We start from the raw sequence: 26,132 nt of genomic DNA on the forward strand, positions 1-26,132 counted from the left end.
CGCAAATAATAATTAGAAGGAAGATGAGTTGAGTAATACTGCGGAAATCCCGTGCCCGCGTTCGGTCTCCGAAGAGGATCGTGCCCGGGCCCAGATCTATCAGTTGCTGGGCGTCCTGCTCGCAGACCCTCCCTCCAGTGAACTGTTACAGGGGTTGGCGTCGCTACAGGGCGACGAGAAGCCTCTGGGTACGGCCTGCAAAAATTTGGCCGCCCTTGCCGAACGTACCAACCCCTACGATGCCGAGCGAGAGTTCAACAACCTTTTTGTTGGCCTCGGCCGAGGCGAGCTGCTTCCCTACGCCAGCTATTACTTAACCGGTTTTCTGAATGAGAAACCTCTGGCGGAGCTGCGAACCGACCTCAGGTCCCGGGGTATCAAAGCCCGTAGTGACGTAAAAGAGCCCGAAGACCATATCGGCACCTTGTGCGAAGTCATGGCGGGCATCATCACCGGAGAGTTTCCCTGCGACAGCGGATTGCAATCGCAGAAAGCGTTTTTTGATGCCCACCTTGCCAAGTGGGCAGCACTGTTTTTTACCGACTTGGAAGAAGCGCAAAGCGCGGTTTTTTACGCGCCAGTCGGCTCGCTTGGGCGAGCCTTCATGGCGGTAGAAGCCGATGCCTTTGCAATTCAGTAACCGGGATCTGAAGGTCCCATAACCCAGGGGGAGGTGTCCAATGGACAACCCGAAGCGTGAAAACAGCCGTCGCCGTTTCCTGCAAATGGCCGCAGCCGCAGCTCCAGCTGCCGTTGCCATGACGGTTGCACCGAACGCCGCAGCCGAGGTCGTCAGACAAGACGCACCGAAAAGCCGCGGTTTACGGGATACCGAACATACACGTAAGTATTTCGAATCGGCTCGCTTTTAACGGGGATTTGAGTTGATCGAGGTTGCGAAAGGCCCTTGAGAGACTCAGCCATCCGGAAAAACGAGAATAATAAAAGAGAGAGGTATACGACATGTTAAGGAAGAAGACCAACGGGGTAGCGAAAGGCCCCCGTGCAGGCTCTTTGCTTTCTTCTCTCGCTGCCAAGACTCTGGACCGTCGTCAATTCCTGACAACGTCTGGCGTGGCAGTGGGTGGTCTGGCGGCACTGTCGCTGACATCGGGACGGGTTGAAGCTGCGGCTCCGGAAACCGGTGGCGGAGAAGTGGTCGTCAAGAAATCGGTCTGTACGCACTGTTCGGTCGGCTGCACAGTAGAAGCCGAAGTTCAGAATGGCGTGTGGACGGGCCAGGAACCTGGCTGGGACAGCCCCTTCAATTTGGGTGCTCACTGCGCCAAAGGCGCATCCGTTCGGGAGCATGCCCACGGCGAGCGTCGTCTCAAGTCGCCCATGAAAATGGTCAACGGCCAGTGGCAGAAGATTTCCTGGGATACCGCCATCAACGAAATCGGCGACAAGATGCTCGAGATCCGCGAGCAAAGCGGTCCCGATTCGGTCTACTGGCTGGGCAGCGCAAAGTTCAACAATGAGCAGGCCTACCTGTTCCGTAAGTTTGCGGCCTACTGGGGCACCAACAACGTGGACCACCAGGCCCGTATCTGCCACTCCACGACCGTGGCCGGCGTAGCCAACACCTGGGGCTACGGCGCAATGACCAACTCCTACAACGACATCCACAAGTCCAAGGCGATCTTCATCATCGGGGGCAACCCCGCCGAAGCTCACCCGGTCTCGCTGCTGCATGTACTGAAGGCGAAGGAAGAAAATAACGCGCCGCTGATCGTCTGCGACCCGCGATTCACCCGTACAGCGGCGCATGCCGACGAGTTTGTGCGTTTCCGCCCGGGCTCCGACGTTGCTCTGGTGTGGGGTATTCTCTGGCACATCTTCGAAAACGGCTGGGAAGACAAAGAATTCATCCGTACCCGTGTGTACGGCATGGAAGACATTCGTGAAGAAGTGAAGCGCTGGAACCCCGAAGAAGTTGAACGTGTAACCGGCGCACCGGGCGCACAACTTGAGCGTGTGGCCCGTACTCTGGCCAACAACCGGCCCGGCACGGTTATCTGGTGTATGGGTGGTACCCAGCACACCAACGGTAACAACAACACCCGCGCCTACTGCGTACTCCAGCTGGCCCTTGGCAACATGGGCGTAGCCGGCGGTGGCACCAACATCTTCCGGGGCCACGACAACGTTCAGGGCGCTACCGACCTTGGCGTGCTCGCCGATACCCTGCCCGGCTACTACGGTCTGGCCGCTGGCTCCTGGGCTCACTGGGCACGGGTCTGGGAAGAAGATCTCGACTGGCTGAAAGGCCGCTTTGCGGTATGGGACAAGGATGGAAAGTCCCGGGCAATGATGAACGAGAAAGGTATTCCGGTATCCCGCTGGATTGACGGTGTTCTGGAAGCCAAGGAAAACCTGGAGCAGCCGGACAACACCCGGGCCATGGTGCTGTGGGGCCACGCGCCCAACTCCCAGACTCGGATGACGGAAATGAAGGAAGCCATGGAGAAGCTCGACCTGCTGGTTGTAGTGGATCCGTTCCCGACCGTTTCTGCCGTTCTCCACGATCGCAAGGAAGGCGCCTACCTCCTGCCCACCACCACGCAGTTCGAGACCCATGGTTCGGTAACAGCGTCGAACCGTTCTCTGCAGTGGCGTGAAAAGGTTGTAGAGCCTCTGTTCGACTCCAAGGTCGATCACGAAATCATGAAACTGTTTGCGGACAAGTTCGGCTTCACCGATCGCATGTTCCGCAACATCGCCATTGATGGCAATGAGCCGTCGATTGAGGACATTACCCGCGAGTTCAACCGTGGTATGTGGACCATTGGCTATACCGGCCAATCCCCGGAGCGCCTCAAGAAGCACATGAAGTACCAGCACCACTTCGACAAAACCACCCTGCGGGCGGTTGGCGGACCTTGTGATGGTGACTTCTACGGTATGCCGTGGCCTTGCTGGGGCACTCCGGAGATGAACCACCCGGGTACAGCCAACCTGTACGACATGTCGTTGCCTGTCTCCGAAGGCGGCCTGACGTTCCGGGCCCGCTTTGGTGTTGAACACAACGGCCAGAATATCCTGGCAGACGGTGTTTACTCCAAGAACTCGGAAATCAAGGACGGCTACCCTGAGTTCACCATGCAGATGCTGATGGACCTGGGCTGGGATGGCGATCTGACGGCGGAAGAGCGAGCCAGCATTGAAGCAGTGGCCGGCCCGGCAACAAACTGGAAGACAGACCTGTCCGGTGGTATCCAGCGCGTGGCCATCAAGCATGAGTGTGCGCCGTTTGGTAACGCCAAGGCCCGTGCCATTGTCTGGAACTTCCCGGATCCGGTGCCGCTGCATCGTGAACCGTTGTACACGAACCGTCGTGACCTGGTGGCAGACTACCCGACCTATGAAGACAAGACCTTCTGGCGGGTACCGACCCTGTACGAGTCAATCCAGAAGAACGACTTCAGCAAGGAGTTCCCGATCATTCTCACCTCCGGCCGTCTGGTCGAGTACGAGGGTGGCGGTGACGAAACTCGCTCAAACCCCTGGCTGGCAGAACTGCAGCAGGATATGTTCATCGAGATCAACCCTCGCGACGCCAACAACCTGAATGTCCGCGACGGCAATGACGTCTGGGTATCCGGTCCGGAGGGCGCAAAGATCAAGGTCAAGGCCATGGTCACCGAGCGTGTCGGAGAAGGCGTGGCGTTCATGCCGTTCCACTTCGGCGGTCATTACCAGGGCAAGGACCTGCGGGACAAGTATCCCAAGGGCGCTGACCCCATCGTTCTCGGTGAATCCACCAACACTGTTCAAACATACGGGTACGACTCGGTCACGCAGATGCAAGAGACCAAAGCCACCCTGTGTTCGATCATGCCGGCATAACAAGAGGTGTAGACCATGGCACTTGAAGGACAAGCAAGAGCAAAATTCCTTTGCGACGCCGAGCGCTGCATCGAATGTAATGCGTGCGTAACGGCCTGTAAAAACGAGCACGAGGTCCCCTGGGGAATCAACCGTCGCCGAGTGGTAACCATTGAAGATGGCAAGCCAGGAGAGCGTTCGATTTCGGTAGCCTGCATGCACTGTTCAGACGCGCCCTGTATGGCCGTCTGCCCGGTGGATTGCTTCTACCAGACCGAAGACGGTGTTGTGCTGCATTCCAAAGATCTGTGCATTGGCTGCGGCTATTGCTTCTACGCCTGCCCGTTCGGCGCACCACAGTTCCCGCAAGCGGGCAACTTTGGCAGCCGGGGCAAGATGGACAAATGCACCTTCTGTGCAGGTGGTCCTGAAGAAGACAATTCCACAGTTGAGTTCTCCAAGTACGGTCGTAACCGTATCGCCGAGGGCAAACTGCCGATCTGTGCGGAAATGTGCTCAACCAAAGCCCTGTTGGCCGGTGACGGCAACGAGGTAGCGGACATCTATCGTCAGCGTGTTGTGAACCGTGGTTTCGGTTCCGGCGCCTGGGGATGGGGCACAGCCTACGAGAAGAAGGGTGCATAAACTGGCCTGACTCATACGGGGCCCTTCGGGGCCCCGACGTCGGTCAAGGCAACAATTTCTTCTTGTTGATTCCGTTGGAGTGCTCTAATGAAAACAAAACTTTTTAGTGCCGCCATGCTCGTGCTGGCGACGCTGCTCTTCAATCCTGTCTGGGCACAAGAATCCCCGACGGTTGATCGCACAGCGACCGGGGGAGCCCAAACCCTCGAAGACATAATGCGCCGCCAGAAACAGCTGGAGACGGACGATTCCTTCCGGTCTGAAAACCTGGGCAATCCCGCAGACGCGGCACCGATTACAGACCAACTGGGTACCAGGGGCGGGGTTTCCGACTCTGACAACTGGCGCGCAATCCGCTACAACGAGATTGAACCCACAACGCAAGTGAGGGGACCAGCGGCTGACGTCCTTATTCAGGATGGCGGCATGCCCTGGTGGAAGCTCCGGGAAGGCCCGATGATTACCTACGGCGGCGGTGCCCTGCTCGCAATCATTGGCCTGCTCGTGGTGTTCTACTTCGTTCGCGGAAGGATCATGATCGATGGCGGTCCTGCTGGTACCACCATTGAGCGCTTCAAGGCCGTTGAACGTTTCGGACATTGGCTGTTGGCGGGATCGTTCATAGCACTCGGCATTACGGGGCTATTAACCCTGATGGGGCGGAGCTTCCTGATTCCTGTGATCGGGCATGATGCGTTTGCCACACTGGCCACCGGCTCCAAATGGCTGCATAACAATGTCGCTTGGGCCTTCATGCTGGGCCTGGTTATGACCTTCGTAATGTGGGTTGCCCACAACATTCCCAACAAACTGGACTGGCAGTGGATCAAAGCCGGCGGCGGTATCTTTACCAAGGGCCACCCCTCTGCCAAGAAGTTCAACGCTGGCCAGAAGATCATTTTCTGGACGGTGATGATTCTGGGCGTCTCGGTTTCCCTGTCCGGGCTATCGCTGCTGTTCCCCTTCCAGATGCCGATGTTTGCCGACACCTTCGGGGTCATCAACAGCATCCTGGGAACCAGCTTCCCGACGGACCTGGCGCCCCATGAAGAGATGCAATACGCCAACATCTGGCACTCGATTGTGGCGTTTGTGATGATGCTGGCCATCATTGCCCACATCTATATCGGCTCGGTTGGTATGGAAGGTGCCTTCGACGCCATGGGCAACGGTCAGGTGGATCTTGAGTGGGCCCGCCAGCACCACGATCTTTGGGTCGCTGAAGTCGAGGCTAAACAGGGCAAAGGAGAGTCGTCATCGTGAAAGTCATGATTTCCGCATTTGTCGCAGCTCTGGTTATTGCCTTTGCGGCACCGGTGGTTCTGAACCAGTTCGGCTGGTCTTCAGCGCAGCAAACCAGCACTGAGAGTGTGCGCCTTGACTGATAAGTCCGAGGTATACCAGATCGACGCCGTCGGTCTGGTATGCCCTCTTCCGATTCTACGCTTCAAAAAACGGACCAGAGACCTGCCCAGCGGAACACAGGTCGACTTTCTTGCGGATGACCCCACCGGCCGCCAGGATCTTCAGTCCCTGTGTGACATAACGGGGCACCGTATTGAATGGATGCGGGAAGAAGAGGCGGGCGTTACCCGCTATCGTATCTGCCTGGCCTAGTTCGGAAATACCGGCAGATTCCGACCATCAACTCAGCTCAACTCCCTGACAGACCGGGCAGAAATAGAGGCGACGGCTGGCCATCATGGTTTTTACAAGGGCTGAGGCGCAGTCATGGCAGCGTTCGCCATCGCGGTTAAACACCATGTGACGACGCTGCCCGAACGTCCACCCTTCCTTTTTAAGCCGGTCTGCACGCTCGGGAGGATTGGTGATGCCCTTGAGCTGATAGGTTCGCTGCACCAGAGTCAGGATGGCCTCGGCCAATTTCGACTGCTGATCGGCGTCCAGATCACGGGGCCGTGCCCGGGGTGAGACACCCGCTTCAAAGAGGATTTCCGAACGGAGGTAATTACCGATTCCGGCAACGAACGCCTGGTCCAGCAGCAAACCACCCAGGTTCCGGCCCCGGAAACGCTTATCATCAAACACCGCCAACAGTTGAGCGACGCTGACATCCTGATTGAGAGGGTCCGGCCCCAGCCGTGACAGATAGGGTACCTCATCTAATTCATCGGGCCGAACCAGTTGGATGTCGGAGGCACTGTACAACCGGGCCGCTTTCTTCGGACCGATAATGGCAAATCGCAGTTGCCGATTTGTACTCGGTTCCTGATCGGGTTTGCCCATGCGCCACTTGCCATACAGCTGGTTATGGCTGTAAACGCACCACGGCCCGTCTTCATCTGTGGCCTCAAAAAACACCAACACGGCTTTGCTCCGGGCCTCCACCCTCTCAACTTTGCGTCCCCGAAGGGCACTCTCGAAAGGTTTCAGGTGTTCAAAGGCAAAGAACACAGATTGCGCTGTCTTGCCGCCTACAGCCTTGTCGATTTCATCGACCATGCGCCGTATTTCGGGACCCTCGGGCATACTCGTTTCCGCTCCTGACAAGTCTCTCTGAATCACAGGTGAGCTAAACCCTACGTTGCTTACAGCAATTCGGAGTTGTCGGGTCACAAAGTTTTGTCATGAGCCGGGACGAGAGGGGGCCAGCGGAGTGGCTGCCGGCTTCAGGTCAGTGCGATTATCTTGGCAAATTCATGGCTGTAATGGAGCGATATGGTCTCCACCACAGACATGAACAATGGCAGGATTTACTGGTCAAGCGACAGCGTTGCTACACCCAGTTTCAATAACCTTAACTCTTGTCTCCCGGACCGACCAGATCAGAGAGCTTTTCGCGTAGGGAATCAATATTGTCTTCGCCGCTTTCCTTGAGCTCATCCAATTTTTTGCGGCCATCCGAGATCTTTTCTTCAACCGAGCGCAACGCATCCGAGGCGCTCTGCTGGATATCCGCGCTGGCCTTCTCGTTCTCGGCTTCTGCTTCTTTGGCTTTGGCCTTGGCTTTCAGGGAATCGGCCTGCTTTTCCCACTCTTCCAGTTGTGTTTCGGCTTTTCTGATCAGTTCGTCTTTCAATGACATAAGTGCTCTCCCTTGAGGAGTCGATGAATTGCCTACAACTCCGTACTTGGGCGAGCAATCTGGAAAAACAACCCACAAAGCCGATCGACAGCTGATTGCGTGGCCGCTATCTCGGAAAACCACGAGCCGTCCACATCGGCCCACCGATTCTGACAGTCAGGATGCGGGCCCGGTAGCCGCGTACGCCACAATCTCCACTAGCATCTCCTCCCGTGCGAATCCCGAGGCTATGATCGCAGCCCGATTCGGATAGGGTTCCTGAACGTACTCGGCATAAACCTGATTTACAGCGGCAAGGTGATTCCGATCGGTCACGTAGATGAGAGCCTGGGTCAGGCTTGCCATGCCACCGCCTGCACACTCCAGGGTGTGTTTGAGGTTTTCCATGGTTTGCCGGGCCTGGGCTTCGATTCCGCCTGCCACCACCTGACCGCTGGCGTCGATTGGTATCTGGGCGGTAAAGAGAATGCCGTTCGCGCTTACCGCCCATTCAAGGGGAGCTTTTGAGCGAGGAAGCTGGGTAGCAATGGGGGTAATCGTACTGGTCGCATTCATGGTTGCTTCTCTGTTCAGTCGTTATCACTGGTACCTGCACCGGCACCGCTCCGGGAAGCATCGGTTGCCTCAACCAGCAGTCGGTCGGCCAGGGATTTCAGGTTGTGCCAAAGTTCGTCATCAACATCCATGCCCTCCACCAGCGCCCTGTCTCTCTGTCTTTCGAGATCTTCTTCGGTCTGGCGCATCAGATTGGTCAGCTCGTATTCCGAGCGCAGGCTTGGCAGTAAATCAACATGGTTCGCCATGATCAGGGTAATGCCATCGTTCTTCTCGGTGTCATCCGGCGTATTCTCAAGACTGTAAAGACAGATCTCAGGCACTGGGTGACCAGCCTTGAAGCCGACCACCAGCTCCGTCAGGGGGTCGTGGGCATTGCGCCAGAATGCCGTGACATTCATGCCCCGGCGGGCAAGCCGCGACAGGTAGCCAATAATCAGGATGCGATTGTGACAGTGGCGAACCTTGGTAACCGACAGCCCTCGGCCCCGTGCCCTGGCATATCCCAGCTCCACAGCAAGGCTCGCGTTCCCGAGAATACTGTGGTTGTGGGCATCAAGAACACTGAAGTCTTCATCCTGGTAGACCAGGGTTGGCGATTCGTTATGATCTTCAGCCAAAAGAAACCTGAGACCTTTTTTCAGCGCTTCGACCCCGCCCAGGCCATGAGCCTCCATCCAGGCGACCATTTCGGCCGCGTCAATGGCATCACCCTCGGCAAAGCCGATTCCGATAAATGCTTTCCGGCCTATGCCCTGCAGTTCGTTGAAGGAGACTTTCATGACAGGTTCAGCTCCGGTTCCACGGGAAAGCTCCAGTCGTCGAGCTCAGCGAGTCTCGCCTTGTCTGTGCCATGGTCACTGAAGAGTTCGCAAAACAGCGGTGCACCCTGGAACAGGGTTACCCGGACCCAACGATCGGATTTGGGATCAAACCGGCTGGCACCGAAGAACGACAGCTTCGTTCGCAGCAGATGCATGGGCTTCATGTCCCGGTGCCACAGGTTGGCCTGGATCTCACCGTAGGGTGTGGCGGCCATGGTCTGGATCCTCCGCACACATTCTTTCTGCCGGGGATGGGCCATCAGAAACTCGACCACCGAACCCCGGGGGCTCCGGTCAAGAAACGCATCCAGCAGCTGATGGGTGCGATGAATCCTTGGCCCGATGGCAAGGGGCATCTCTTTTTCCGCGCCCGGTTCGCAGGCGCGCACGCCCAGTCTTGGCTCTTCCTTCTCGGCAGAGCGGTACCAGAACCAGTACTGGTGGTCCGGATTCTTGGGGTCGTAGTCCAGCGCCCAGCCAAACCGGGCCTCAATTTCCTGCTTCAGCGTTGCTGCCCGCATTTCCGGCTGCAGTTCCAGTATTTCCTCACAGCCGAGCTCATCCTCCACCGCATCGATCAGATCCGGGTACAACTCGATCAACAGGGTATTGATCAGTTCCTGGGCCTCCAGTGAACACTGCTTGTCGGCCCAGGCCAGCAGATCGCTCCACAGGGTCGGAGTGGCCGGGGTTCTTTCCAGCCATTCGACAACCGAATCAATGGAGACAACAGTCGCCTCATTGCGCCGGGTCTGCTCGGCATCCTCGGTGACAGTTTCCAGAAAGTGCCTGTGGGCCCTTTTTAGCAACGCCAGAAGTTCACGCCGGCTGGCGTCATCGGGCAATTGTTCACGGGCATAGGCCAGAGCCCGCTCACGGCAGTAGACCCACTGCTGAATCAGTTGAGGGTGGTTGATCAGAAACGGCGCCATACCAAGCCCGGTGGAATTACCAATCCCCAGGTAACGCTGCAAGGATGGATGCAGGGCAACAGCCCGCTCCGGCGAACGATTCCTGGCAAGATGCTCAACCTGTTGCACTGAGAAGTGGCGCAAGAGGTAGACCGCAAACATCTGCGCCGAGAAGGGCCGGTTGAAATCCGGGTTGTTCTGCAAGCGTGCGTAATCCGCAATGCCGAACTTGCCGTTCCCGTAGACAGCGGTTGTGCGGTACAGGTAACCGACCCGTGTCAGCCAGGCCGGGTCGGGCTGCTGACCCGAGGCCAACGCATCAACAAAGTGACCAAAGTTCCTGAGGCTCTTGTTGGCACGCGACAGCACCAGCAATCGAGGATGCTGACGGCCCGCCTCCTGCAGCGGCACATTTGCCGCCATCTGCTCAAGAAGACTGTCTTCCACTTCCCCTTCCAAAAGGGCAAAGGTGACATCCCAGGCCTCCGCGATCACACGGTCAGACCGGAGTTCCGGATCCAGATGCTGTGAGAACACTACACCATGATAGGTGTGGTTCGGGGTGTTCAGACGGTAGATCACAACCCCGTGACCCTCGGCATCCAGGTCAAAACGAACCGTGGTAACTGTCCAGTCTTCCCGTGCCATCTGGCGAACCAGGCTGCGGCAAAAACTCAGACGACTGGCGTGAAGGCTCCCGAGCCGGACCAGGTTCATCACCTGGTCGGCCGGTCGGAGGTGGAGCTCGGGCTGTGCATCTAACGGAGTTGCCATGTTTCAGACTCCTGAACTCTCGGACGAGCCCGTGGTAGCAACAACCAAAGCCACTTCACCCTTGGGCGGAACGATGCCCTGCTCACGGGCCATGGCGTAGGCAGATTTGGGGCCGATATACAGCGATGGCAGCAGAATCAATGACACCGGGATGGCCGTAATCACAATGAACTGCTGCAGCGCACTGATCTGCCCCGCCCCCATATACAGCAGCACTGCTGCCATCAGCGCCATGGCGACGCCCCAGAAGGCACGCACGATTGGTTCGGGCTCATCATGGCCGGCGCTCACAACGGCAATGGCGTAGCTCATGGAATCGCCGGTAGTAGCGACAAAGATAGTCGTAAGCAGCAGAATCGCCAGCGCCATCATGGCTCCACCAGGCAGAGCTTCGGCAATGGTGAGTGTGGCAACATCGAACTGGAAGTTGTTGAGGGCCTCGGTCAGATCGATCGCGCCGGTAATCTGGTAGAAAATCCCGGAACCACCAAGCAGGGTGAACCAGATGGTGGTGGCAACCGGCGCCATGACGCCAACCGCGAGAATCATCTGGCGGATGGTGCGTCCACGGGAGATCCGGGCGACAAAGATTGCCATCAACGGTCCATAGCCCAGGAACCAAGCAAAGAAGAACACCGTCCACCACTGCATCCACCAGCCTTCAGCGGTGCCCGACGTTACCGTGGCCATCGCGAAAAAGGAGCTGATGTATTCGCCAAAGCCCTGGGTGTAGGCATTGGTCAGGAAAAGCGTCGGGCCAAAGATGAAGATGACGGCAGCAATGGCCAGGGCAAGAAACACGTTGAAGCGACTCAGCAGCTGAATTCCCCGGTGAATACCGGTCATCGCTGAAGTCACATACACACCGGCAAGGACACCGAGAATGATCAGTTGGGTGCCATAGCCTTCGGCAAAACCGAACAGCTCATGCAGACCAAAGCTGACCTGGGTGGCAAGAAAACCGATCGGGCCAACGGTGCCGGCAACCACCGCGATTACACAGGCAGCGTCCACGCAACCGCCGACCCAGCCTTTCATCACCCGATCACCAAACACCGGATACAACAGGGTTCGCGGTTGCAGAGGCTGCCCCTTCACGTAGTGGGCGTGGGCCAGAACGATGGCAGACAGTGTCCCGAGAATTGCCCAGGCCAGAAAGCCCCAGTGCATGAAGGACTGGGCCAGCGCAGGCGCCACCGCCTCGGCTGTGGCTGCTTCCGTATCGAATACCGGAGGCGTAACAACGAAGTGGTAAACCGGCTCACCCGCCGCGAAGAAAACGCCACCGCCGGCGAGCAGGGTGCACATGATAATGGACAACCATTTGAAGGTGCTGAGCTCAGGCGTATCAAGATTGCCCACTTTGGCACTGCCTGCAGGCGAAATCGCTACTCCCATCGCAATCAGGAAGGTGAGCAGCAACAGGAGCTGGAAGTAAGAGCCGAGATATTTGGCGGTCCAGGCGAAGCCGTCGCTTATCAGCCCCGCCGTCCACTGAATGTCGTACAGAGATAGGCCGAGAAAGAGCAGGATGAAGCCCACGCTCAGGCCCAGGACAATTGGATCGCCGAAGCGCTTGATGCCCGTTTCCGGGATAGCTATGGAGCTGGCTGAGTTTGTCATGACGATTACCTGTTGTTGTTTTTGGAACAGTGTGTAATCAGAACGCGGCGTTTACGGCGGGCCGCGTGCCCTCGGTTAACTGCTTGAGCCAGTTTCGGCCCATGATTTTGTCAATTTCCTCGTGGTTGAACCCCTTCTGACGGAGGCCCTCCACAATATTCGGAAAGTGACGGTTGTCGCTGAACCAGGACAGCGGAGAAGGCCATCCGGCATTCGACTGGCTACCCTCGCCGTAATCCATGGCTTTGGTCCAGCGCCCGTTACGCATCCACGTCAGCACCGATTCCGGCTGGGCCTGGCAAAGGTCCGTACCCATGCCGATGTGATCGATCCCCATCAGCTCGGCGGTATCGGCCACCATGCCGCAGAATTCGTCCAGCGTGCAGTCAGGCCCGTTCCTGAGGTGGAACGGATACACTGAAAAGCCCAGAATGCCGCCGCTTTCGGCGATAGCGCGCAACACCGTATCGGACTTGTTGCGCTTGGCAGGGTGGAAGCTGGCCGGATTGGCGTGGGAGATAATGACCGGCCGCTCTGACAGCTCAATCGCTTCCAGCGTGGAGCGCTCCGCGCTATGAGACATATCGATCAGCATCCCCACCCGGTTCATCTCCCGGATCGCCTGCCGGCCAAACCGGGTAATGCCGCTGTCTTCTGCTTCGTAGCAGCCACAGGCCAGAAGACTCTGGTTGTTGTAGGTAAGCTGCATGATCAGCAAGCCCAACCGGCGCATGATGGCCACCAGGTCGATATCGTCCTCAATCGGCGAACAGTTCTGGGCCCCGAAGAAAATACCGACCCGGTTTGTTTCCCTGGCCAGTTCGATATCGCTGGCCTCAAAAACCGGCATGATCAGGTCGGAGTGCTCCTCGAAGCGACGCTGCCACTCGCCGAAACGCAGAAGGGTTTCCCGGCAATTTTCGTGGTATACGAGCGTGGCGTGCACTGCATCAACGCCGCCCTCCCGCATTTGTTCAAAGATGGCTCTCGACCAGTTGGAATACTGCAGGCCATCAATGGTTAGCACAGACTTTGACATGGCTGCAGACCTCAGGCCTTGGTGTAACAGGTTTTGATCACCGTATAGAACTCACGGGCATACTGGCCCTGTTCCCGGGGCCCGAAGCTGGAGTCCTTTCTGCCACCGAACGGCACGTGATAATCGGTGCCAGCAGTCGCCAGGTTCACCATTACACAACCGGTCTCGGCCCGGGCCTTGAAGTCAGAGGCGCGTTGCAGGGAGCGGGTAATCAGGCCGGCGGTGAGGCCGTAATTGGTATCGTTCAGAGTCGCCAATGCCGCGTCGTAATCCGGAACCCGAATGACACAGGCAACGGGACCGAACACTTCATCGCGGTTGATGCTCATGTTGTTGGTGGTGTTGGTGAACAGCACCGGCTGCATGTAATAACCGTCTGCATCCACGTTGACGTGGTCACCACCGAAGGCCATGGTCGCGCCCTCTTCCAGCGCCACGCTGACCCAGCGTTGATTGGCTTCCAGCTGGCTCTTGCTGGCTATCGGGCCGATAGCGGTGCCGTCGGACAGAGCCGGGCCAACTTTTGCGCCGGCCAGCTTCGCCGTCAGCTTCTGCACGAACTGGTCGTGCACCGAGTCCACAACGATCAACCGCGAGGATGCTGTACACTTCTGTCCGGAGCCCGAGTAGGCGCCGGCAAAGGCCGCCTCCACCGCCAGATCCAGATCGGCATCGTCGAGAACGATCAGGGCGTTCTTCGACCCCATCTCCAACTGACATTTCACCAGGTTGGCGGCAGTAGCCGACGCTACCCGCTGACCGACCTCAAGGGATCCGGTGAAGGTAATTGCCTGCACATGGGGGCTGGTGATCAAGGCTTCGCCGGCTTCGCGACCACTACCGGTCACCAGATTGAAGGTGCCGGCTGGCAGATTCTGGCGGCTGATAATTTCAGTCAGAGCCCAGGCACTGGCCGGGACCAGATTGGCGGGCTTGAAGACCACGGCATTGCCAAACGCCAGGGCGGGCGCAATCTTCCAGACCGCGGTGGCCATGGGGAAGTTCCAGGGGCTGATAACGCCAACCACACCGAGCGGCTCACGACGGGTTTCGATTTCAACGCCGGGTCGCACCGAAGCGACCCGATCGTCGATCTGCCTGAGCACTTCAGCTGCGTAGTACTGGAAGAACTGTCCGGAGCGATAGACCTCCCCCTTGCCCTCTGCCAGGGGCTTGCCCTCTTCTCGCGACAAAAGCTCGCCAAGCTCATCTTTGCGGGCAATCAGCTCATTGCCAATCGCCATCAACACGCTGTAGCGGGCTTCAAGACCGGTTTCTGCCCAGATTTTCTGCCCAGCCTGTGCGGCACTGATCGCTTGCTTCACCTGCTCGGCACTGGCCTGGTCATAGTGGCCGATTGTGTCGCTCAGGTCTGAAGGGTTCTGGTTGGGCTGGGCAGCATGGGCGCCTGCAACCCACTCGCCGCCGATATAAAGTGCGTGTGAATTTGGCATGGGTTCCTCCTTATATGATCCCCCAAGCCTAGACGCTCCAGATAAATAAGGATAATCAAAAATATCGTGTTTTTAGTAAGTTTTTCTTATACTTTAAAGAAGAAACAGACTGGGGTACGTGCACATGTCGATCGAGCTCAAGATTCAGCCTCTACGCTACGTATTGGCGGTACGGGACGAAGGCAGCTTTCACGGCGCAGCACTGAAACTCCATCGGAGCCAGCCGGCGCTATCCATGGCCATTCGTGATCTGGAAGAAAAGCTTGGGCAGCCCCTGTTCGAGAAGACTCACAAAGGGCAATTAACCCCGTTTGGCGATTATTGCCTGCCCAGATTCCGGGAGCTGATCAACCAGCACGACCGGCTGGCAAAAGAGCTGCAACAGATGGCCAAGGGGCATCAGGGGCGGGTGACACTGGCCACGGTACCCTCGGTTGCCAGCCGGTTGATGCCTGAATTCCTCGCCGCCTTTGTTGCCGAATATCCGGACATCAACATCAATCTTCATGACGAAAACGCAGAATTCGTCTGTCGACTGGTGGCCAATGGTGAAGTGGATCTTGGAATCAGCAGCATGTGGGTCCAGGACGAAGCCCTGAAATTCAGTCCACTGTTTGAAGACAACGTGGGCGTTGTCATGCGCAAGGACCATCCTTTGGCGGGACGCCGTAATCTGAAATGGCAGGAGCTTACAGAGGAGCGCTTTATTGCCAACGGCACCTCCCGGCTCCTCAAGCACACGGCCGCCGCCAGTCTGGTCGACAACAACGACTTCTTTATCTCCAACATGATTTCCCTGCTCGCCATGCTGGAAGCCGGCAGCGGCATCACCACACTCCCTCGCCTCGCCTTCCCTGTGGCCAACGAAAAGCTGTGCTTTGTTCCGCTGAGTGACCCGAAACTTGTGCGCCAGATTGGCATCATCAAGCAGGCCTCTCGCTCTCTGTCGCCCTCCGCCCAGGCTCTGGAAAAAATGATTCATGCCGAATTGGCTGGCATGGCGATTTCCTGAAGCCAGAGTGCAGTTCAGCCCTTTGTCACTGCGAACAGGAGTTTCTCCTGGCTCGCTTTACCTGATTTTTACACCCTGTTGACGGAGCCATCCGGAAAACCCTGCGATGATTCCGAACAACAGGATCCAATTCAGGAGTGGTTTATGGCAACCAGCAAAGCCGTGCTAATACTCAGCGTTCTCGTGATGGCGCTGACCGGCTGCAAAGTCACTACTTCAGACGATCATCATTACCCGGATTCCGGTGGCTTCGTTTCCGGCCTGTTCTACGACGCACGGGATACGGGCCGGCACTACCCCACGAACTCCTGGGCATTAGCCAGCGACGCTGAAGCCTGCCGGAACGAACCTCTGTATTTCGAAACCCATAGCGGTCGGGTTCGGGTCTATGGATCTCCAGCCTACAGCGAGACCTCGTTCCGGGCTGCCGCCTCGGAGCTTGAACGGCGGATCGACGGCGTGCTGAGCCGGTTCCAGTTAAGCTGGTCCGATTTTGTCGAGGACCGAAGCGCTGCTGCCCCCTACCCCCGACAGGTGGTCGGCTGCCTCAGCCCCAACGTGTCTCACCGTGAGTTTGTATCGGCCTCATTGGCCGCCGTGGCGTTCAACCCGTATTACGGCCAGTGGCCCTATGAGACCGGCCAGATTATGGCCCACGAGCTGGCCCATTTCGTCCAGGAAAACCTTTCCCGATACGATACCAGTTACAGCCTGCTTCCCTACTGGTTTGCCGAAGGGCAGTCCGTTGTTGTTGCGGGCGAACCCATTGCCCCGGTCTACCAGCACTATGACTACGACCCTCTCTGGGATGTGACTCCGATGGACGCTGCAAACACACCGTATCGCTTCGGGCATTACGGTCTGGCCTACCGCTACCTGGAAAAGGCCAACGGCGCCCTGGCCATGACAGTGTTGCTGGAAATGATGCAGGTGCTGGACTGGGACGGCGGTTTCCATGGCGAGGTCAGCACGGGAGAGTCCCGGGCCTTTGTGGAAGCGTTCAATTCAGCAGGTCTGGTGGACCACAGGAATAACTATTTGAGTTTCCAGCGATTTCGAAGTGACTACCACGACCTTCTGAACAGCAGTTATTAAACAACCTCGCCCTGAACTGGATTAAATCTGTCCAATCGGGGATAATTTCGGCCGTTTTTTTAACCAGCTGTGTCGTTTGGTAGTCTCTGGTCATGACCATTTTCAGTGCTCTTCAATTAATTATCTTTTCTGTTCTGTTGCTCAACACCGTGCACCTGATGCCGGCCTTTGGTCGTTTGCTCAAAGGTGCAGAATCGGCATTCCAGTCCGGGTATCTCTGCGCCATGCTCACCATGCGTCTGGCCCGCAATATCCTGGGCCTGATCCTGGTAACCGCCAGCACCGCGCCCAACCCGGAAATCCACGCCCTGGTGCCCAAGGGCATCCTGTTGTTCCTGGTTCTGGCGGTACTCAATGCCGCACTGACCCAGTACATGGAACGCATCCGGGTGGAAGAAGGCGCCCGTTTCTAGGCAGCCTCACTCTCAGGCGTAAAGCGATTCGATCACGTCGGTGTATTTCTCGTAGATGTTGCTCCGGCGCACCTTCATGGTGGCCGTCACTTCATCATCGTCGTGATCCAGTTCTTTGGTAAGCAGGTGGAAGCGCTTGATCTGCGCCACCTGCGGTAACTGTTCATTACCCCGGTTCACCTCGTTCTGGATCAGTTCGTTCACCCGCTCTTGCTCGGTCAGGCTCCGGAAGGTGGTGTAGGCAATCCGCTCCTGCTCAGCCCATTTGGCCACCGTGTCGAAATCAATCTGGATCAGCGCGGACACATATTTTCTGGCCTCCCCTATCACAATGCACTCTTTGATATAGGGACTGGCCTTGATGGTGTTCTCGATTTCCGTCGGTGACAGGTTCTTGCCGCCAGCCGTGATCATGATGTCTTTCAGGCGGTCGACAATCTTGAGCTGGCCGTCCCGCCACTCGCCCACGTCGCCGGTATGCAGCCAGCCGTCTTTCAGGGTTGAGGCGGTGGCCTCGTCGTTCTTGTAGTAGCCTTTGAACATGCTGCCACCGCGCATGATGATCTCGTTGTGCTCACCGAGCTTTACCTCGACACCGGAAACAGCTTCCCCCACCGTTCCCAGATGCACGTCATCAAGCGGCTGGGCCGTGGCAACACCGGTGCTTTCCGTCTGGCCATAGACCTCCACCAGGGGAATGCCAATGGTCCGGAAGAATTCGAGAATGCCCGTGGATATGGGGGCCGCCCCGGTGAGCGCAATGGTGCATCGGCGCAGGCCGATAAAGTTCTGCAACGCGCGGAGCACCAGCCAGTAGCTCACGCTGTACAGGCAGCGTTCCTTCAGACTCCACTGCGGCCTGGGCTTCGTGGCCATCGGTGAACAAACCCGAATGGCCCAGTTGAACAGGGCCTGCCGAAACCGCCCGGTCTCCTGGATCTTGATGTAAATGGAAGAATGCAGCTTCTCCCAGATCCGAGGCACCCCCAGGAAAAAGGTCGGCGCAATTTCCCGCAAATCTTCCTGAATGGTCCGCAGGCTCTCACCAAAGCTGACCGTACTGCCCACATACACCGGCGCAATATTGGTAAAGGCCTGTTCTGCCACATGGCACAGGGGCAGGTAAGAAAGGCTGGATCCGTGTTCATCGGCCTGCAACAGCTCAATCAGTCCCGGCGCCGCCGCATGCAGGTTCTGCCAACTGATCATGGCGCCTTTCGGTCGACCGGTGGAGCCGGAGGTATAGATCATTAGGGCGGTGTCATCCATCTGCTGGCCATCCAGCAGCTCATCCACCAGGCCGGGATGCTGCGTTTCAAATTCCCGGCCGCGGGCCTCAATGTCCTCAAACGCCGATGGCGGCTCGGGGTAATAACGCAGGCCTTTCATATCAATGGCAATGCAATGCTTCAGTTTGGGCAGATCTGGCCAGGCCTCCAGAACTTTGTCGGTCTGTTCCTGGTCTTCGCAGATCACAAATTCCGCGTCGCTGTGGTCCAGCACGTAGGCCACCTCGTTCCAGGGGCTGGTGGGATAGACGCCGACACAGATACCCTGCACCAGGCCGATGCCCATCTGGCCGATGACCCACTCCACCCGGTTTTCCGAGATGATGGCCACATGGCCGCCCGGTTCGAGCCCCATGGCGCGAAGCCCCAGCCCGAAATGCCGGGCCCGTCGGTAGTAATCCTGCCAGGAATAGGCCTGCCAGATACCGAAATCCTTCTGGCGCAGGGCCAATGCGCCCGGACGCTCCCGGGCGTGGGCACGCAACATTTGAGTGAGGGTCAGATCAGGAATGGAAGGTGTTGTCATGACAGCCACCGTTTACGGCGTTTGTAGTGCTTGATGTCGCGATAGCTGCGGGTTTCGCCTTCCTTGCCGCCCACACCCAGATAGAATTCCTGAACATCCTCATTGGCCGTAAGCTTGTCCGCCGGGCCGTCGATCACGATCTTGCCGTTCTCCATGATGTAACCGTAGGAGGCAATGGCCAGCGAAACCGCCGCGTTCTGTTCCACCAGAAGAATGGCCGTGCCCTGTTCCCGATTGATTCTCGCCACGATGGTAAAGATTTCCTCCACCAACAGCGGCGCCAGGCCCAGGGACGGTTCATCCAGCATGATCAGGTCGGGCTGGGCGATCAGCGCCCGTCCAAGGGCCAACATCTGCTGCTCGCCGCCGGACAGGTAGCCGGCCAGCTGTTTGCGTCGTTCCTTAAGGCGGGGAAAGTAGTTATAGACCAGCTCGTAGCTGTCATTGAGGGACGGCTTGCTGCCACTGAGCGCGTAAGTGGCGGCAATCAGGTTTTCCTCAACGGTGAGGTCTTCAAACACCCGCCGCCCTTCCATCACGTGGAACAGCCCGCTACGCACCAGTTTTTCAGGCGGTGTGCCCTTCACATCCTGGCCCCGGAAACGAACCTCGCCGGCGGTCACCTCACCGTCTTCCAGGGTCAGCAGTCCGGAAACGCTTTTAAGAGTGGTGGATTTGCCGGCACCGTTGGAGCCGAGGAGCGCTACGATGGCACCCTTCGGCACCCGCAGTGACAGGCCCCGAAGGACCTGCACCGACTTGTTGTAGACCACCTCGATATTATCGATTTCCAGTAAGGCTTCCATACAGCCCCTCAGTCGAGGTGGATCCAGTCCGATACCGGCTCATACCGGCCTTCTTCGGCATTCACCCGCCAGATTCGACCCACCGGGAAGGACATGTCCCGCACGGTAACCGGAATGCCGATGATACCGCCGGTGTCCCAGTCCTCAATGGAGGCCAGGGCTTCAGCCATGTTATCTCCGGTCAGTTCCTTACCGGCATCCAGGGTGCGTTTGACCACTTCTGTCCACACCATGGCATTAAACCAGGCCTGCATGTAGCCGGTTGGGCGGTAGCCCGCTTCCGGGTCGCTCTTCTCGGCCTGGGCACGAAGGGCGTCCAACATCGGGCCGCCTTCCTCGCTGTCGTAGTAGTTGTAGGGCATCACACCCATGTAACCGTCGGCATCCGCGCCCATCTTGTCGATGATCAGCTTGTCGGAGGACCAGAAGGTACCCATGAACTGGGTGTCCAGGCCCATCTGACGCATCTGCACCATGAACTCGTTGATCGGTGACAGCACGTAGCCGTGGAACACCACGTAATCCGGGCGCACCCGACGCAGCTTCAGGACCTCGGCCGAGACGTCCACGCTGCCGGGCTTGGTAACGATCTCTTCCACCACTTCAATGCCCAGCTCGGCGGCGCGGGCTTTGCCATTCTCGATCGGGTCCTTGCCGAATTCGGTGTCACTGTAGACAAAGGCCACGTTCGGCATGTCCCCGCCTTCACCCTGGGAGGCGATGTACTCGAGGATGATCCCGAACATCTGACTATAGTTGGGGCCCGGGATGAACTGATAGGGGTATTGCTCGTTATCGGTCAGGGCGGTTGCGAAGGAGGCACCGCTCATCAACGTGTTGCCCTGGCTGTTGAGCTCCGAGGCAATGGCTTTCATGAAACCGGTGCTGTCCCCGTAATAGGTGGCCGGGGAACTGCTACCGGAAATCTTCTTGAAGGCTGCAACCGAGCGGTCTACTTCATAGGCGGTGTCTTCCATCACATATTCCACCGGGTGGCCATTGATACCACCCTGGCTGTTGATCCAGCTCGTGTAGTCGGTCAGCCCGGCGTGGATGTGAATACCGGCGAAAGCAAAAACACCGGAGAGCGGAATGGAGCCGCCAAACACGATGGGCTCTTTATCCTGTGCCATCGCCGGAGCGGCGACTGTCAGCGCAGCGACCAGGCTACCCAGCCCGGCAAGCCGGCGACCTTTTTCGAGGATGTTTCTGAACATGTTTCTTCTCCTTGCTGCTTCTTGTTGTTGGTGGTGCATGGGCTCTGGGTACCAGGCCCCTTGAAACACGGTTAATTCTTGAATGGCCACAGGCGGAAGAAACGGCGGATACGGTGCCAGATCTCCGCCAGGCCATGGGGTTCAAAGATCAGAAAGCCCACGATCAGGGCACCAAAGATGATTTCCAGCATTGGCGACATGAACACCGGGGCGTTGGGATAAAAAGGCGTCAGCGCGGCGGTCAGCAGTTTCAGGGCTTCCGGTACCAGGGTCATGAAGGCGGCTCCGAGAATGCCACCCAGCAGATTACCCATGCCACCGACAATCACGGCCGCCAGATAGAAAATGGACATGGAAAGCGGGAAGCTCTCCGGCGTGACTACCCGATAGAAATAGGCGAACAGACCGCCGGCAACCCCGGCATAGAAAGAACTGAGGGCAAAAGACATCAGCTTGTAGCGCAGCAGGTTAATGCCCAGGATCTCCGCTGAGATATCCCGGTCGCGGATGGCGATAAACGCCCGGCCGATCCGGGTTCGGAACACATTCCTGGCCGCCAGCACCATCAGCACTGCCAGCGGTACGATGATGAAATACATGCTGAAATCGCTCTGGAACGTGAACCCAAACAGGTGCGCCGGCTCCAGGCTCAGGCCGCCCATACCCCCGGTGACCGATTCCCACTCGGCAAAGATGAAGTGCAGGAACACGCTCGCCGCCAGAGTGGCGATGGCCAGGTACAACCCCTTCACACGCAGCGACGGCAGCCCCACAAGAATCCCGACGGCGGCGGCCATCAGGCCGGCCAGCACCAATGTCACCGGGAATGGCAGTGCGGTATTAATCGACAGCCAGGCCACGGTGTAGGCCCCCACACCCATAAACCCGGCTTGGCCCAGGGAAATCAGCCCGGTAAAACCGGTCAGGATGTTGAGGCCCGTGGTACTGATCACCGCTATGCCCACCAGGCACCCCAGGTACAGCAGATACGAGTCCACCACAAAAGGGAATACCAGCAAGATCAGCAGGAAGAATCCCAGCCACAGTTTCTGGGTCTGGCTGGTCCAGATTGCCTCATCGGCCTCGTAACTCTGTTTTGCGTCACCGATGCGCATCTTACACTCGCTCTATTTCGTGGGTGCCGAACAGGCCGTAGGGGCGGATCACCAGGATAATTGCCAGCACCAGAAAAGTTGCCGGCATCCGGTACTCGCCGCCGAGATAGGCGCCCGCCACGGTCTCCAGCCAGCCGATAAACACGCCGGCCACCAGGGCGCCGAGAATGCTGTCCAGACCGCCAACGATGACCACCACCAACACACTCAGGCCGATGATCCCGAATTGCGGGCTCAGCCCACCGGTGGCCGCCACCAGCACCCCGGCAAGGGACGCTGCAAGAGAGCCGAACACCCACGCCATGTTGAAGACCCGGCGCACGTTGATGCCCATGGAATAGGCGGCCGCCTGATCCGAGGCAGTGGCTCTCAGGGCAACGCCGCCCCGGGAGAACCGGAAATAAAGCAGGTAGATGATCAGCAGGGCGGAACCAATGAGAAAGCCATAGGCAATTTTGGGTGCCAGATACAATTCACCAATGAACACCGGTTCCCGTGGCAGGAAATTGGGCAGCAGCTGGGGATCGGCCGTCCAGATGAATTCCACCAGCCCCACCAGGATGCTGGCGATACCGATGGTCACCATCACCACGGAAATCGGCGACTCCCCCAGCATGGGCCGGATCATGGTCTTTTCGATGACGCCCCCAAGAATACTACCGCCTATGACCGCCATGGGCAGGGCAATCCAGGGTGAAAGTTCCATGCCACCGGCAAAGGCCAGGAACAGGTAAGCCGCGAACATCATGATCTCGCCGATGGCAAAATTGATGACCCTCGTCGCTTTATAGATGATGACAAAGCCCAGGGCGATCAGCGCATACAGGCCACCCATGGCCAGCCCGGCCAGGCTGATTTCGCCGAAGAACAACCAATCCATCAGGCGGCCTCCCCTTCGGCATTGAGCTTCTTGCGGAGGCTATCGATGTCGCTGTTGCCGAGGTACGCCTTGATAACCTCGGGATTGTTCTGAACATCCGCCGGCAGGCCCTCGGTGATCACCTGACCAAAATTCAGCACGGCAATGTGGTCGGAAATATCCATTACCATGCCCATATCGTGTTCCACCATCAGTACGGTAATGCCCCACTCTTCCCGGATATCGAGGATGAACCGGGCCATGTCCTCCTTCTCTTCTCGGTTCATACCCGCGACCGGCTCATCCAGCATCAGCACTTTGGGTTGCATTGCCAGCGCCCGGGCCAGTTCAACCCGTTTCTGAAGGCCATAGGAAAGGCTCGCCACCGGCTGACGGCGAATGTGGTCTATCTCCAGAAAATCGATGATCCGCTCTTCCACCTCCTTGCGGACGTCCATTTCCTCACGCCGGGCCGGGCCGAAATAGGCGAGCGCGCTGAGCAGGCCGCTTTTCATATGCACATGGGCGCCCAGCTTGATGTTGTCGAGTACGGTCATACCCCGGAACAGGGCAATATTCTGGAAGGTTCGGGCCAGGCCCAGTGCGGCCCGTTTCGGCGGCTTGATACTGCCCGGTAGCGGCTGCCCCTGATAGCGGATGGTGCCCTGCTGGGGTTTGTAGAAGCCGGAGATGCAATTGAATAGCGAAGTTTTACCAGCACCATTCGGGCCGATAATGGTCGTTACGGTATTCTCAGGCACCCGAAAACTCACGTCCTGCAGCGCCTTCACACCACCAAACGACAGAGACAGGTTGCTGATTTCAAGGATGCTCACACTACCTCCCGGCACCCCTGGCGCCGGGTAAACAGGCACGCGAACACGCCCTGCCGATACCCATCTCACGCCCGAAGATGATTGTATTTTTTGTTGTTTCTTATCGCCGGGGGTTAGCCCCGATCCAGATTTAAAGTAGTCCATTCAGGCAACATTAGGCAAACCGCTCTATCCTGTTACCCGACAAACAACAATGATCAGTACGCAGGTTTCGGATCTTCAGACCTGCAGCATCGGGAGGGCAATTGACCATGACAGACGCGCTGGTAACCACCGCATTCGATACCAAGACCGGAGTGGCCAGATTAACCTTCAATCGCCCTGAAGCCCTGAACGCCATCAATGTGCCCCTGGCAGAAGCCTTTCTCGGGGCAGTTCGGGAGATCAATAAGCTTTCCGGTGTTCGCTGTATCGTTCTGACAGGCACGGGGCGAGCGTTCATGGCCGGTGGCGATGTATCCAGCATGGCCGGCACGTCGGAGCAGGCAGGGGCAGCCATCAGCGCGATCCTGGATGCCGTTAATCCTGCCATTCTGCTACTTCGTAGCATGGACGCACCGGTTATAGCTGCGGTCCGGGGCGTAGCCGCCGGCGCAGGGCTGAGCCTCACCCTGATGGCAGATCTGGTGATCGCCGAGGAAGACGCGAAATTTCTGGTGGCCTACAACGGTATTGGCGCGGTTCCGGATTGTGGCGGCAGCTGGGCCCTGGCTCACAAACTCGGCGCTGGCCGGGCCGCGGAACTGATGTTGCTGGGGCGCACCCTGAGTGCCGTGGAGGCGAAGGACTGGGGCATGGTCAACGACATTGCCCCGGACAGCGAATTCGAGAAGCAGCTGAATCGCATGATCGAAAAAGTCGCCCAGGGGCCAACCCGTGCCTTCGGTGCCTTTCGCCAACTGATCGATCGTGCCAACGGTGACCGGTTGGCCGCCCATCTGGAGGCAGAGCGCGCGGCCTTCCTTGAAATGACCCGAACCGAGGATTTTGCCGAGGGCGTGTCGGCGTTTCTGGCCAAACGGCCGTCAGGGTTTCGCGGCCGCTGACGCTGGCACAAATACAGCGCGATTTCGACCGTTGCGTTTTGCCCGGTAAAGGGCTTTGTCCGCTGAAACCATGATGTCCTGGAAGTTGCCATGCTCCTGTGTAAGAGAGGCGCCTCCGATGCTTGCAGACAGGTGGACCGGAATACCATCGACTTCTCGGCCAGCCTCAGAAATTCGTTGCAACAGACGCCCGGTTACGGCCTCGATCGCCTCACGGTTGTTGTTGCGCAGCACGGCAGCAAACTCCTCCCCGCCCACACGTCCAATGATGTCGTCATCCCGGAGTTCGGCTTTCATCAGATTCGCCACGATTCGCAGCACCTCGTCGCCAGTAGCGTGCCCCCAGCGGTCGTTGATCTGCTTGAAGTGGTCCAGGTCTATCATGAGGACAGTAATCAATTTTCCCTCTTCCCGGGCTTTTTCAAACGCCAGGTTGCCCTCCCGGTAAAACGCCCGGCGATTGAACAGCTGGGTAAGCCCGTCCCGCTCCGCCAGCGCGACCAGAGCCTGTTCGGCACGGGTAAACGCCAGCAACGGAAGCGCCATGGCCGTAGCGCTCACCAGCAACAGGTGGTTAACCAGAATCAGTTTCAGCAGCCCCTGAAGGTCCAGCTGCGTGCTTCCGCTAACGGACACTGCGATCACCAGCACCTGGGCCATCATCAGCGTACCGTGAACGCCGAACAGCGTTTGCAGAATGCGAAGAGGCAGTCTGGGCCTGCGCTCAATCGACCCCAGCCGGTAGATCGCAAGACTGAAGACCAATGCCGAGAAAAGCGCAGTCAGGAATCTGGCAACAAGCGGATCCCATCCAGTACCGACAGCCAGGCCGAAAAGATAAAGTAGAGAGGCACCATAGATTATACGGGACGACCTTCTGGTGCCCACTATTGGCACACCCATCAGTGCGTGTATTCCTGCAAGGACCAACAACGGGGAACCACCAAGAACGAGATGGGCGATAAAAACGAAAATCCCTGGGGCGTCGGCCAGCTCATTGGCCACCGCGAGCGCGGTACCGATTACGAAAGTCAGACAGGCGAGTGCCCAAAGCAGAAAACAGCCTTCTCGGTGGCGCAGGTGGTAGATCGCCCACAGCATCCCTCCGATCAGGAGGTTAATCATGACCGACGTGACCAGCAGCGTTGACAGGTGCATGTTCAGGTCCATAAACGCACGGCATTCCAGGCTTTATAATGGGTTTTTCAGCGTATCAGCT

The 26,132-nt window shown here is 57.9% G+C and carries 26 protein-coding genes; 11 read left to right on the plus strand and 15 right to left on the minus strand.

Translation table 11 applies throughout. The features are described 5' to 3' along the window. The first annotated feature begins 28 nt into the window (after nucleotides 1-28). From A8B84_RS10255 to A8B84_RS10280, 7 genes are all read left to right on the plus strand, one after another. The gene (locus tag A8B84_RS10255) at nucleotides 29-640 is read left to right on the plus strand and encodes a molecular chaperone (RefSeq protein ID WP_064229101.1); all 612 of its coding nucleotides are present in this window, start codon (nucleotides 29-31) and stop codon (nucleotides 638-640) included. 40 nt (nucleotides 641-680) lie between these two features. Continuing rightward, entirely contained in the window at nucleotides 681-872 is a 192-nt protein-coding gene (locus A8B84_RS10260) for a twin-arginine translocation signal domain-containing protein (protein WP_008177284.1), read from the plus strand. Nucleotides 873-963: 91 nt separating this feature from the next. Next, the gene (locus A8B84_RS10265; RefSeq protein WP_064229102.1) at nucleotides 964-3,849 is read left to right on the plus strand and encodes a formate dehydrogenase subunit alpha; all 2,886 of its coding nucleotides are present in this window, start codon (nucleotides 964-966) and stop codon (nucleotides 3,847-3,849) included. A gap of 15 nt (nucleotides 3,850-3,864) precedes the next feature. Further along, nucleotides 3,865-4,473 (plus strand): formate dehydrogenase FDH3 subunit beta, encoded by a 609-nt coding sequence (gene fdh3B, locus A8B84_RS10270; RefSeq protein ID WP_064229103.1) that lies wholly within the window; start codon nucleotides 3,865-3,867, stop codon nucleotides 4,471-4,473. 87 nt (nucleotides 4,474-4,560) lie between these two features. After that, a complete protein-coding gene (locus A8B84_RS10275; RefSeq protein WP_064229104.1) occupies nucleotides 4,561-5,736 on the plus strand; it encodes a formate dehydrogenase subunit gamma in 1,176 nt (391 codons plus the stop codon). Then, the gene (locus A8B84_RS21985; protein ID WP_264753899.1) at nucleotides 5,733-5,858 is read left to right on the plus strand and encodes a hypothetical protein; all 126 of its coding nucleotides are present in this window, start codon (nucleotides 5,733-5,735) and stop codon (nucleotides 5,856-5,858) included. The genes A8B84_RS10275 and A8B84_RS21985 overlap by 4 nt, the downstream gene beginning before the upstream one ends. Further along, nucleotides 5,842-6,090 carry a sulfurtransferase TusA family protein gene (locus A8B84_RS10280; protein WP_264753894.1) on the plus strand — a complete coding sequence of 83 codons (249 nt, stop codon included), beginning with the start codon at nucleotides 5,842-5,844 and terminating at the stop codon, nucleotides 6,088-6,090. The genes A8B84_RS21985 and A8B84_RS10280 overlap by 17 nt, the downstream gene beginning before the upstream one ends. Nucleotides 6,091-6,117: 27 nt before the next feature. Here the strand turns inward: A8B84_RS10280 and nei are convergent, their stop codons facing one another. The 8 genes from nei to A8B84_RS10320 all read right to left on the minus strand — a co-directional run bounded on the left by nei (nucleotide 6,118) and on the right by A8B84_RS10320 (nucleotide 14,699). Further along, nucleotides 6,118-6,963, minus strand: a complete 846-nt coding sequence (gene nei / locus A8B84_RS10285) for an endonuclease VIII (RefSeq protein WP_064229106.1) — start codon at nucleotides 6,961-6,963, stop codon at nucleotides 6,118-6,120. A 268-nt stretch (nucleotides 6,964-7,231) separates the two neighbouring features. Continuing rightward, complete coding sequence (locus tag A8B84_RS10290) at nucleotides 7,232-7,519, minus strand: hypothetical protein (protein WP_064229107.1); 288 nt, start codon at nucleotides 7,517-7,519, stop codon at nucleotides 7,232-7,234. 156 nt (nucleotides 7,520-7,675) lie between these two features. Then, on the minus strand, nucleotides 7,676-8,074 hold the full coding sequence (locus A8B84_RS10295; protein WP_064229108.1) for a RidA family protein: 399 nt from the start codon (nucleotides 8,072-8,074) through the stop codon (nucleotides 7,676-7,678). A gap of 14 nt (nucleotides 8,075-8,088) precedes the next feature. After that, entirely contained in the window at nucleotides 8,089-8,856 is a 768-nt protein-coding gene (locus tag A8B84_RS10300; protein ID WP_064229109.1) for a DUF3726 domain-containing protein, read from the minus strand. Next, nucleotides 8,853-10,583, minus strand: a complete 1,731-nt coding sequence (locus A8B84_RS10305) for a hypothetical protein (protein WP_064229110.1) — start codon at nucleotides 10,581-10,583, stop codon at nucleotides 8,853-8,855. The genes A8B84_RS10300 and A8B84_RS10305 overlap by 4 nt, the downstream gene beginning before the upstream one ends. A 3-nt stretch (nucleotides 10,584-10,586) precedes the next feature. Further along, a complete protein-coding gene (locus A8B84_RS10310) occupies nucleotides 10,587-12,206 on the minus strand; it encodes a BCCT family transporter (protein ID WP_064229111.1) in 1,620 nt (539 codons plus the stop codon). Nucleotides 12,207-12,243: 37 nt separating this feature from the next. Next, entirely contained in the window at nucleotides 12,244-13,245 is a 1,002-nt protein-coding gene (locus A8B84_RS10315) for a membrane dipeptidase (RefSeq protein ID WP_201257887.1), read from the minus strand. Nucleotides 13,246-13,256: 11 nt separating this feature from the next. Further along, nucleotides 13,257-14,699 carry an aldehyde dehydrogenase family protein gene (locus tag A8B84_RS10320; protein ID WP_064229112.1) on the minus strand — a complete coding sequence of 481 codons (1,443 nt, stop codon included), beginning with the start codon at nucleotides 14,697-14,699 and terminating at the stop codon, nucleotides 13,257-13,259. 124 nt (nucleotides 14,700-14,823) lie between these two features. On the opposite strand from A8B84_RS10320, the gene A8B84_RS10325 reads away from it, so the two are divergent. From A8B84_RS10325 to A8B84_RS10335, 3 genes are all read left to right on the plus strand, one after another. Continuing rightward, entirely contained in the window at nucleotides 14,824-15,711 is an 888-nt protein-coding gene (locus A8B84_RS10325) for a LysR family transcriptional regulator (protein ID WP_064229113.1), read from the plus strand. Between the two features lie 144 nt (nucleotides 15,712-15,855). Further along, nucleotides 15,856-16,806: a hypothetical protein gene (locus A8B84_RS10330; RefSeq protein ID WP_064229114.1), complete on the plus strand. Its 951-nt coding sequence runs from the start codon at nucleotides 15,856-15,858 to the stop codon at nucleotides 16,804-16,806. A gap of 92 nt (nucleotides 16,807-16,898) precedes the next feature. Continuing rightward, nucleotides 16,899-17,219 carry a hypothetical protein gene (locus A8B84_RS10335; RefSeq protein WP_064229115.1) on the plus strand — a complete coding sequence of 107 codons (321 nt, stop codon included), beginning with the start codon at nucleotides 16,899-16,901 and terminating at the stop codon, nucleotides 17,217-17,219. A gap of 12 nt (nucleotides 17,220-17,231) precedes the next feature. Here the strand turns inward: A8B84_RS10335 and A8B84_RS10340 are convergent, their stop codons facing one another. From A8B84_RS10340 to A8B84_RS10365, 6 genes are all read right to left on the minus strand, one after another. Continuing rightward, nucleotides 17,232-19,034, minus strand: coding sequence for an AMP-dependent synthetase/ligase (locus A8B84_RS10340; protein WP_064229116.1), 1,803 nt, complete (start codon nucleotides 19,032-19,034; stop codon nucleotides 17,232-17,234). Continuing rightward, nucleotides 19,031-19,840 carry an ABC transporter ATP-binding protein gene (locus A8B84_RS10345; RefSeq protein ID WP_064229117.1) on the minus strand — a complete coding sequence of 270 codons (810 nt, stop codon included), beginning with the start codon at nucleotides 19,838-19,840 and terminating at the stop codon, nucleotides 19,031-19,033. Before A8B84_RS10345 ends, A8B84_RS10340 begins: the two co-directional genes overlap by 4 nt. 8 nt (nucleotides 19,841-19,848) lie before the next feature. Beyond that, complete coding sequence (locus A8B84_RS10350) at nucleotides 19,849-21,057, minus strand: ABC transporter substrate-binding protein (protein ID WP_064229118.1); 1,209 nt, start codon at nucleotides 21,055-21,057, stop codon at nucleotides 19,849-19,851. 71 nt (nucleotides 21,058-21,128) lie between these two features. After that, nucleotides 21,129-22,172 (minus strand): branched-chain amino acid ABC transporter permease, encoded by a 1,044-nt coding sequence (locus A8B84_RS10355; RefSeq protein ID WP_064229119.1) that lies wholly within the window; start codon nucleotides 22,170-22,172, stop codon nucleotides 21,129-21,131. 1 nt (nucleotide 22,173) lies between these two features. After that, a complete protein-coding gene (locus A8B84_RS10360; protein ID WP_064229120.1) occupies nucleotides 22,174-23,052 on the minus strand; it encodes a branched-chain amino acid ABC transporter permease in 879 nt (292 codons plus the stop codon). Beyond that, nucleotides 23,052-23,867 (minus strand): ABC transporter ATP-binding protein, encoded by an 816-nt coding sequence (locus A8B84_RS10365; protein ID WP_064229121.1) that lies wholly within the window; start codon nucleotides 23,865-23,867, stop codon nucleotides 23,052-23,054. Before A8B84_RS10365 ends, A8B84_RS10360 begins: the two co-directional genes overlap by 1 nt. A 251-nt stretch (nucleotides 23,868-24,118) precedes the next feature. Here A8B84_RS10365 and A8B84_RS10370 point away from each other — a divergent pair, with 251 nt between their 5' ends. After that, on the plus strand, nucleotides 24,119-24,913 hold the full coding sequence (locus A8B84_RS10370; RefSeq protein WP_064229122.1) for an enoyl-CoA hydratase/isomerase family protein: 795 nt from the start codon (nucleotides 24,119-24,121) through the stop codon (nucleotides 24,911-24,913). Here the strand turns inward: A8B84_RS10370 and A8B84_RS10375 are convergent. Further along, a complete protein-coding gene (locus A8B84_RS10375) occupies nucleotides 24,893-26,071 on the minus strand; it encodes a GGDEF domain-containing protein (protein WP_227512787.1) in 1,179 nt (392 codons plus the stop codon). The genes A8B84_RS10370 and A8B84_RS10375 overlap by 21 nt on opposite strands. Between the last annotated feature and the right edge of the window lie 61 nt (nucleotides 26,072-26,132).

Source organism: Marinobacter sp. EhC06 (genome assembly GCF_001650915.1).
Classification (GTDB): Bacteria; Pseudomonadota; Gammaproteobacteria; order Pseudomonadales; family Oleiphilaceae; genus Marinobacter.

What these genes read in the sequence shown, in the direction of transcription:
- nei (WP_064229106.1), bottom strand. Translation starts at nt 6,963, where the DNA reads ATGCCCGAGGGTCCCGAAATACGGCGCATGGTCGATGAAATCGACAAG.
- A8B84_RS10350 (WP_064229118.1), bottom strand. Translation starts at nt 21,057, where the DNA reads ATGTTCAGAAACATCCTCGAAAAAGGTCGCCGGCTTGCCGGGCTGGGT.
- A8B84_RS10335 (WP_064229115.1), top strand. Translation starts at nt 16,899, where the DNA reads ATGACCATTTTCAGTGCTCTTCAATTAATTATCTTTTCTGTTCTGTTG.
- A8B84_RS10320 (WP_064229112.1), bottom strand. Translation starts at nt 14,699, where the DNA reads ATGCCAAATTCACACGCACTTTATATCGGCGGCGAGTGGGTTGCAGGC.
- A8B84_RS10265 (WP_064229102.1), top strand. Translation starts at nt 964, where the DNA reads ATGTTAAGGAAGAAGACCAACGGGGTAGCGAAAGGCCCCCGTGCAGGC.
- A8B84_RS10340 (WP_064229116.1), bottom strand. Translation starts at nt 19,034, where the DNA reads ATGACAACACCTTCCATTCCTGATCTGACCCTCACTCAAATGTTGCGT.
- A8B84_RS10290 (WP_064229107.1), bottom strand. Translation starts at nt 7,519, where the DNA reads ATGTCATTGAAAGACGAACTGATCAGAAAAGCCGAAACACAACTGGAA.
- A8B84_RS10305 (WP_064229110.1), bottom strand. Translation starts at nt 10,583, where the DNA reads ATGGCAACTCCGTTAGATGCACAGCCCGAGCTCCACCTCCGACCGGCC.
- A8B84_RS10275 (WP_064229104.1), top strand. Translation starts at nt 4,561, where the DNA reads ATGAAAACAAAACTTTTTAGTGCCGCCATGCTCGTGCTGGCGACGCTG.
- A8B84_RS10295 (WP_064229108.1), bottom strand. Translation starts at nt 8,074, where the DNA reads ATGAATGCGACCAGTACGATTACCCCCATTGCTACCCAGCTTCCTCGC.
- A8B84_RS10355 (WP_064229119.1), bottom strand. Translation starts at nt 22,172, where the DNA reads ATGCGCATCGGTGACGCAAAACAGAGTTACGAGGCCGATGAGGCAATC.
- A8B84_RS10370 (WP_064229122.1), top strand. Translation starts at nt 24,119, where the DNA reads ATGACAGACGCGCTGGTAACCACCGCATTCGATACCAAGACCGGAGTG.
- A8B84_RS10310 (WP_064229111.1), bottom strand. Translation starts at nt 12,206, where the DNA reads ATGACAAACTCAGCCAGCTCCATAGCTATCCCGGAAACGGGCATCAAG.
- A8B84_RS10360 (WP_064229120.1), bottom strand. Translation starts at nt 23,052, where the DNA reads ATGGATTGGTTGTTCTTCGGCGAAATCAGCCTGGCCGGGCTGGCCATG.
- A8B84_RS10330 (WP_064229114.1), top strand. Translation starts at nt 15,856, where the DNA reads ATGGCAACCAGCAAAGCCGTGCTAATACTCAGCGTTCTCGTGATGGCG.
- A8B84_RS10315 (WP_201257887.1), bottom strand. Translation starts at nt 13,245, where the DNA reads ATGTCAAAGTCTGTGCTAACCATTGATGGCCTGCAGTATTCCAACTGG.
- A8B84_RS10325 (WP_064229113.1), top strand. Translation starts at nt 14,824, where the DNA reads ATGTCGATCGAGCTCAAGATTCAGCCTCTACGCTACGTATTGGCGGTA.
- A8B84_RS10300 (WP_064229109.1), bottom strand. Translation starts at nt 8,856, where the DNA reads ATGAAAGTCTCCTTCAACGAACTGCAGGGCATAGGCCGGAAAGCATTT.
- A8B84_RS10345 (WP_064229117.1), bottom strand. Translation starts at nt 19,840, where the DNA reads ATGGAAGCCTTACTGGAAATCGATAATATCGAGGTGGTCTACAACAAG.
- A8B84_RS10375 (WP_227512787.1), bottom strand. Translation starts at nt 26,071, where the DNA reads ATGCACCTGTCAACGCTGCTGGTCACGTCGGTCATGATTAACCTCCTG.
- A8B84_RS10260 (WP_008177284.1), top strand. Translation starts at nt 681, where the DNA reads ATGGACAACCCGAAGCGTGAAAACAGCCGTCGCCGTTTCCTGCAAATG.
- fdh3B (WP_064229103.1), top strand. Translation starts at nt 3,865, where the DNA reads ATGGCACTTGAAGGACAAGCAAGAGCAAAATTCCTTTGCGACGCCGAG.